Origin of the sequence: Actinomyces bouchesdurhonensis, from assembly GCF_900128465.1 — a bacterium.
In the GTDB taxonomy this organism is placed as follows: Bacteria; Actinomycetota; Actinomycetes; order Actinomycetales; family Actinomycetaceae; genus Pauljensenia; species Pauljensenia bouchesdurhonensis.
Genome location: NZ_LT635868.1, coordinates 748,795 through 755,718 on the forward strand (window position 1 = coordinate 748,795; position 6,924 = coordinate 755,718).

The window sequence follows — 6,924 nt, forward strand, 5'->3', positions numbered from 1 at the left end:
TGCCGCAGCCGAGGGTGGCGCGGCATGAGCGCGCGCGTCGCCTTCGTCATCGTCTCCCACAGCACAGCGTTGGCCACCGGCGTCTGTGAGCTGGCCGCCCAGATGGCGCCCGACGTGCGCTTCGAGGCCGCCGGCGGCACCGACGACGGTCGCATCGGAACCTCCTATGACCGCGTCGAATCAGCTCTCGAAGCTGCGCTCGGTGCCGTCGGAGGGGAGGGGAGCGGCGTCATTATCCTGACCGACCTCGGTTCGGCGACGATGACGGTCGAGTCCGTCATCGACATGAGCGACGACCCTGACCGCGTCCGCTTCGTGGATACCGCGCTCGTCGAAGCAGCTGTCGCCTCATCCGTGCGCGCCCAACTAGGCGATACCCTAAGCCAGGTCGCCGCCGTGGCCGCATCCCTGGCCCCCCGCCCCGAGGTCGTCCCATCCGAGGAGGCACCCGGTGCCCCCGTCCCGCTGATCAACGGGGCAACGGAGGCAGTCCAGGCCTCGGCGATGTGGGCGCAAGGAAACGCTGTCGTTGCTGACCCCGTCGGACTGCACGCGCGTCCGGCGGCTGCTTTCGTGCGCCTTGCCGCATCGTTCGACGCGGAGATCACCGTCAACGGAGCGGACGGAGGTTCGGTCCTTGACCTCATGTCCCTCGGAGTTACCCAGGGAGATACCGTCCATATCGAGGCAAATGGGGCGGACGCCACAGCAGCGGTCGCGGCGTTGACGGATATGCTTGAAAGCGCGAACGCGCAACTGTGACAATCAAAGGAGACAACGTGAGCGCGAAGAGTGTTCTGCTGGAACCTCAGCATCTTCTCGATCCCGCCCTCGAGCACACCCTCATCGTCGTCAAGCCCGATGGTTACGCTCGCGGCCTCACCGGTGAAATCCTGCGCCGCATCGAGGCTAAGGGCTACACCATCAAAGGCCTGAAGCTCATGGTCGCTTCCCGCGACCTGCTGGCCGAACACTACGTGGACCACAAGGATAAGCCCTTCTTCGAGAGCCTCCTGGAGTTCATGAGTTCCGGCCCCGTCGTCGCCATGGTGATCGAAGGCCAGCGTGTCGTCGAGGGTATGCGTGTCCTCATGGGTTCGACCGACCCGACGACTGCCCCAGCCGGCACGATCCGCGGTGACTTGGGTCGCGCCTGGGACAGCCCCCACATTGAGAACCTCGTTCACGGCTCGGACTCTGTAGATAACGCAAAGCGTGAAATCTCCCTGTGGTTCCCGGAGATTTACTGAGACGCCGGTAACCTGCAAGGGTGCACCTGAAGAACCTGACGCTGCGGGGCTTTAAGTCATTCGCCAGCGCGACAACGCTCGCCCTTGAGCCGGGCATCACGTGCGTCGTCGGCCCCAACGGGTCGGGAAAATCAAACGTCGTCGACGCGCTCGCCTGGGTGATGGGCGAGCAGGGGGCGCGCGCTTTGCGCGGCTCGAACATGGCGGACGTTATCTTCGCGGGGACATCTGGGCGCGCTCCACTCGGGCGCGCCCAGGTGGACCTGACGATCGACAACACTGACGGGCTGCTCGACATCGAGTATTCGGAGGTTCGGATCAGCCGCACCCTGTTCCGCGGGGGCGGCTCCGAGTATTCCATTAACGGCTCGCCCGTGCGGCTCCTGGACGTGCAGGAGTTACTTTCGGACACGGGCATGGGGCGCCAGATGCACGTCATCGTCGGCCAGGGACAACTCGACGCGATCCTGTCCTCCACCCCCGAGGAGCGCCGCGGTTTCATCGAAGAGGCTGCGGGCGTCCTGAAGCATCGGCGCCGTAAGGAGCGGGCACTCAAGAAGCTGTCGGACATGGACGCGAACCTCGTGCGCGTCTTGGACCTGACGAACGAGATCCACCGCCAGCTCGGGCCCCTGGCCCGCCAGGCGCGCGTTGCCCGGAGCGCGGCCCTCATCCAGGCGCGCGTGCGCGACGCGAAGGCCCGCCTGCTCGCCGATGACCTCGCCTCTGCGCTGAACATGCTGGCCGTGCTCGAGGCCTCGGACGAGTCGGCAGCGCACCAGCGCGCGTCTCTTCAGAAACAGATCGCGTCGGCGCGTGCTGAGTTCGCGCGTCTGGAGAAGGCGGAGCGGGCGTCCTCGCCGGCGCTCGATCAAGCTTTCTCCGACTGGCAGTCACTGACCACGATCACCGAGCGTCTGCGCGGCACGCTCATGGCCGCGNGCCTCTCGGGCTGCTCGTGAGGCCCGCGAGGGCGAAAACGAGGCGCGTCTGAGCCTGCGAGTCCTCGAAGAACAATCGCGGCGCGCCGCCTCCCGCGCCCGTTCCCTGCGCCAAGCAGCCGCTGCCGAGCGCGAGGCGCGTGCCCGCTACGCCCGGCGCGAAGCTGCACGACAGACAGAGCTGGCCACGGCCTCGGACGTGGAGTCCGCCGCGAGAACAGCCCTGGAGGCCGCCGAGCGCGCCCTGTCGCAGGCCGCCGCCGAGCGCGACCGGCTGAGCGAGCGGCGCTCCCAGGTCTCCCAGGAGGTTTCTGACGCCCGACGCGGCCTCGACCGGCTGAATGCTGAGTTGTCGGAGGTTACGGCCTCGGCCCACCAGGGGCAGATAGCGGCCGAGCAGACGCGCCTGCGCGTCGAGGACCTGCAGCGGCGCGCCCTGGAGGAGCTGTCCCTCGAACCCGAGCAGCTCATCGCCGAGTACGGGCCGGAGATCCCTGTGCCGATGCTGCCGCTCGATCCCGACGACGTCGAGAAGGCGGCGCAAGCCGAGCCGGCCGCCTTCGTGCGCGCCGAGCAGGAGAGGGTGCTCGCCAGGGCCCAGAAGGACCTGGAGAAGCTGGGGCGCGTGAACCCCCTGGCTCTGGAGGAGTACGATGCGCTGGCATCCCGACACAAGTTCCTCGTGGACCAGGTGCAGGATCTGAAGCAGTCAAAGGCGGACCTGCTGAGAATCGTGACAGACGTGGATCGGTTGGTTCAAAAGGCCTTCGCATCCGCGTTCGCCGAGACACGCGAGCAATTCGAGCACGTGTTCGGCGTGCTCTTCCCCGGCGGAGCGGGCGACCTGGTGCTCACAGACCCGGAGGACATGCTTGCCACCGGCATCGAGATCGAAGCGCGGCCGGCGGGCAAGAAAGTCAAGCGTCTCTCGCTCCTGTCGGGCGGCGAACGCTCCCTGGCCGCGATCGCTTTCCTGGTCGCAATCTTTAAGGCGCGACCCTCACCGTTCTACGTCATGGACGAGGTCGAGGCAGCCCTGGATGACGTGAACCTGTCGCGCCTGCTGGCTATCTTCAAGGAGCTTCAGGAGACCTCGCAGCTGATCGTGATCACGCACCAGAAGCGCACCATGGAGATAGCGGACGCCCTCTACGGCGTCACCATGCGCGACGGCGTCACGACGGTGGTCTCCCAGCGCTTGGCGGACTAGCTCCACTTTCCCATGGGTTCTACCTTGGGGTAGACGACGGCTGCATTGGTGCGTATTCTAGCGATATGGCAACACTCAACATCAAGGATGAACGCGTGCATGCGCTGGCGACAGAGCTGGCACGCCTACGTGGGACGACCGCGACAAGTGCTGTTCTCGACGCGCTGACCGTTGAGATGGAAAAGGAACGAGCCAATCATGCTATCGACTGGCAGGCCTTTGCTGATGTGCAGAGAAGGTGTCAAGGTGTTGATGACCCCTGGCTGACAGACGACGATATCTATGACAGTGAGGGGCAACCTCGATGATTGTCGACACTTCGGCATTGGTTGCGCTGATCAGGTCGGAGTCGAGAGCTGCCGACGTTATGAAGGCTTTGGATGAACATCCCCAGAGACTTATCGCTGCGCCCACAGTACTTGAGCTATCTATTGTGATGGGGCAGGCACGAGCCTCAGAAATTGATTCGATCCTCGGCATCTTGGGGCTAACTATTGTCGAATGTGGTGTCGACGAACTGAGATGCGCCCGTGAGGGGCTGCGCAGATATGGCAGGGGAAGCGGCTCGCCCGCAAGACTGAATTTTGGTGACTGCTTAGTCTACGGAGCTGCGAAAGCTGCTGGCCTTCCTTTGTTGTTCATCGGCGACGATTTTACTCATACAGATCTTCAGAGTGTTCTTGTGGACCCGTCTCCCCGTTTGTGACACGTGGGCGGAGACCATGTGTTCTTCGCCCACGCCTTGTCAGGGTCTTCCATAGCGGCCTGGATGCATATGTGTCGTGATTGGCAGTAGCGTCCCGCATATTGGTGTAACCGTGTGGGGTTAGGCTTGTGTTGTTGACACTTCGTTAAGCGGGCGCGAGTTCCTGCGGCCAGTGAGGTGCCTGTTATGGGAACTCGTCGTCGTTTGACGCCGGAGTATCGTCGTGATGTGGCGAGTCTGGTGTTGGATACAGGGTCTTTGATCGGGTCTGTGGCCCGGGATTGAGGGCTGGGCGAATCGGTGGTGGGCCGGTGGGTCACACTCGAGCGAGAGCGGCGTCAAGCCGCGCGTGAGGGTCGTCCTGATCCACGCGAGCTGGAAGCCGAGAACACGGCGCCCAGTCGGCGGGTGCGCGAGCTGGAGAAGGAGAGGGAGTTCTTGGGGAAAGCCAGCGCCTTCTTCGCCTCCGTGCACCACAACACCAGCGCTGTGAGCTGATGGACGCGCCCAAGGGCTTCCTACTCGATCACCTTGATGGCCAACGTTCTAGGGGTCACTCGCGCGGGCTATGACGCGTGGAAGAGCCGAGCCACCCAGCGGGGTCGGCGCGCATCGGCGCGTCGGCGTTTGGATGAGGCGGTGGCCTGGGAACACGAGGTCTCGGGCGGCACGTATGGGGCTCCTCGCATCCGCCATGCTCTGGCGCGCTCGGGCGTGGATGTGGGTGTGCGGGCGGTCGCCGCGTCGATGCGCCGCCAAGGCCTGTCAGGCCTGAACACGCACCCACGCCCGTCCAGGCGCGGCGGGCGGGGCCCTGTGGCCCATGAGGATCACTGCGTGCGCCAGTGGGATCAAGGTGCCCTGGACCGGGTGTGGATCACGGACTTTACCTACCTGCGCTGCGCCCAAGGCTGGGTCTACCTGTGCGCCGTGCGTGATGCGCACTCGCGCCGAGTCCTGGGATACGCCATGGGCGAGCAGCAAAGCACCGACCTGGTCATCACCGCGCTCGACATGGCCGCTACCACCCGTGGCGGCTTCCCCACTGGGGTCGTGCTCCACGCTGATCGGGGAACACAGTTCACCTCCGAGAAACTGGCAGCCTACATGCGCGCCGTCCAAGGAAAAGTGTCGATGGGGCGGGCCGGAGTGTGCTGGGATAACGCCATGGCCGAATCCTTCTGGGCCACCCTCAAAACCGAGTACTACTACCGGCGTACCTTCACCACCCGCGACCAGGTCTACACCGGGGTCGCCACCTGGATCGAAGACTTCTACAACCGCCGCCGCATCCACACCAGCCTCGGCGGCAAACCCCCCATCGAATACGAACTACACCAAGCGGCCTGGACAAAAGCCGCATAAACAAACCGTCAACAACTTGCGCACAACCCCACCGGCTATGTCGCACGTTAACCTGCTATGTGGAGTGTGGGCGGGGCCGGTCGCGTGGGAGTTAGCGGATCCGCATTTGTGGTGGTGGGGTTCGCTCGGAGCAACTAAGCGCGCACGTCGATCGAGTAAACGCTCAACCACGCCCACAAACACCGCAATACCAACGATTAGGATTCGCGGGGCACACAAGCCCCGAGACAATCGCGCGCGCGATCAAGAGAGCCCGCCCAACAGAGAGCCTCGCGGGAGGGCCAACAGGTGCGCCGCCGATACGACAGCCGCCCGAACGCGAACCCTCAGGCACAACNAGGGGTCACACGCGCGGGCTATGACGCGTGGAAGAGCCGAGCCACCCAGCGGGGTCGGCGCGCATCGGCGCGTCGGCGTTTGGATGAGGCGGTGGCCTGGGAACACGAGGTCTCGGGCGGCACGTATGGGGCTCCTCGCATCCGCCATGCTCTGACGCGCTCGGGCGTGGATGTGGGTGTGCAGGCTCGCCGCATCGATGCGCCGCCAAGGCCTGTCAGGCCTGAACACGCACCCACGCCCGTCCAGGCGCGGCGGGCGGGGCCCTGTGGCCCATGAGGATCACTGCGTGCGCCAGTGGGATCAAGGTGCCCTGGACCGGGTGTGGATCACGGACTTTACCTACCTGCGCTGCGCCCAAGGCTGGGTCTACCTGTGCGCCGTGCGTGATGCGCACTCGCGCCGAGTCCTGGGATACGCCATGGGCGAGCAGCACAACACGCGCTCTGGTCATCACCGCGCTCGACATGGCCGCCNCGCCCGCGTCGGCGTACGCGGCGCGCAGGCGGGCCTCGAGGGTCGCGACCTGTTCCTTCAGACGCTGGTTCTCGACGCGCAGCTCCTCAATCTCGGATGCCCGACTAAACCACGTACCCATGTGCCGCCTCCTTGGGGGACCATCTTGATGGAATGATCCTATCCGTTACGTGGTGTCGACGGAATCTCTTTGGTAAGGAAGCCATCGCACGTGGACAGAGGATGGGTGCGCTCCGCCCCGGCCTCGTTGATGAATTCTCACCTGCGCGTCGCGAGGACGCGCCGTGATTGGCGAAACAGGCCGACCGCGCTGCGCAGGCCGGTAAAATGGCCGGGACACTGCGACGAGTGGAGGACACATGGCAGGCGAATCGTTCTTCGGGCAAGACCCCGCCCACGACGACCAGCGCGGCGGCATCCCGGCCGACCTGATCCCGTACCTGGAAGCGGCCGACGAGGTCGAGGACACCCAGGCGGGGGAGACGAGCGACCCGCAGGCCGAGGAGAGCGAACGCGAGGCCGCCCTGCGTGCCCTCGTCGAACACTCCTTGCTGTTAGGTCCCGACCCCTCCGTCCTCGCCGAAATCGAGGGCGAGGTGGACGACGACTTCGCTGACGACGCCGCCGAGGCGCGCGACG

The 6,924-nt window shown here is 65.1% G+C and carries 4 protein-coding genes and 3 pseudogenes; all 7 read left to right on the forward strand.

The window, feature by feature from the left end:
• The first annotated feature begins 24 nt into the window (after positions 1 to 24).
• Positions 25 to 762 (forward strand): dihydroxyacetone kinase phosphoryl donor subunit DhaM, encoded by a 738-nt coding sequence (gene dhaM, locus BQ7477_RS08330; RefSeq protein WP_073983513.1) that lies wholly within the window; start codon positions 25 to 27, stop codon positions 760 to 762.
• A gap of 17 nt (positions 763 to 779) precedes the next feature.
• Positions 780 to 1,250, forward strand: a complete 471-nt coding sequence (gene ndk, locus BQ7477_RS08335) for a nucleoside-diphosphate kinase (RefSeq protein WP_073983514.1) — start codon at positions 780 to 782, stop codon at positions 1,248 to 1,250.
• A gap of 20 nt (positions 1,251 to 1,270) precedes the next feature.
• Positions 1,271 to 3,401: pseudogene (locus tag BQ7477_RS08340) on the forward strand (AAA family ATPase).
• Positions 3,402 to 3,466: 65 nt separating this feature from the next.
• Positions 3,467 to 3,709 carry a type II toxin-antitoxin system VapB family antitoxin gene (locus tag BQ7477_RS08345; RefSeq protein WP_073983515.1) on the forward strand — a complete coding sequence of 81 codons (243 nt, stop codon included), beginning with the start codon at positions 3,467 to 3,469 and terminating at the stop codon, positions 3,707 to 3,709.
• Positions 3,706 to 4,107, forward strand: coding sequence for a type II toxin-antitoxin system VapC family toxin (locus BQ7477_RS08350; protein ID WP_073983516.1), 402 nt, complete (start codon positions 3,706 to 3,708; stop codon positions 4,105 to 4,107). Before BQ7477_RS08345 ends, BQ7477_RS08350 begins: the two co-directional genes overlap by 4 nt.
• 522 nt (positions 4,108 to 4,629) lie before the next feature.
• A pseudogene (locus BQ7477_RS08360) lies at positions 4,630 to 5,472 on the forward strand (IS3 family transposase); the annotation flags it as partial.
• A gap of 1,172 nt (positions 5,473 to 6,644) precedes the next feature.
• Positions 6,645 to 6,924 (forward strand): annotated as a pseudogene (locus tag BQ7477_RS08370) (bifunctional folylpolyglutamate synthase/dihydrofolate synthase); the annotation flags it as partial.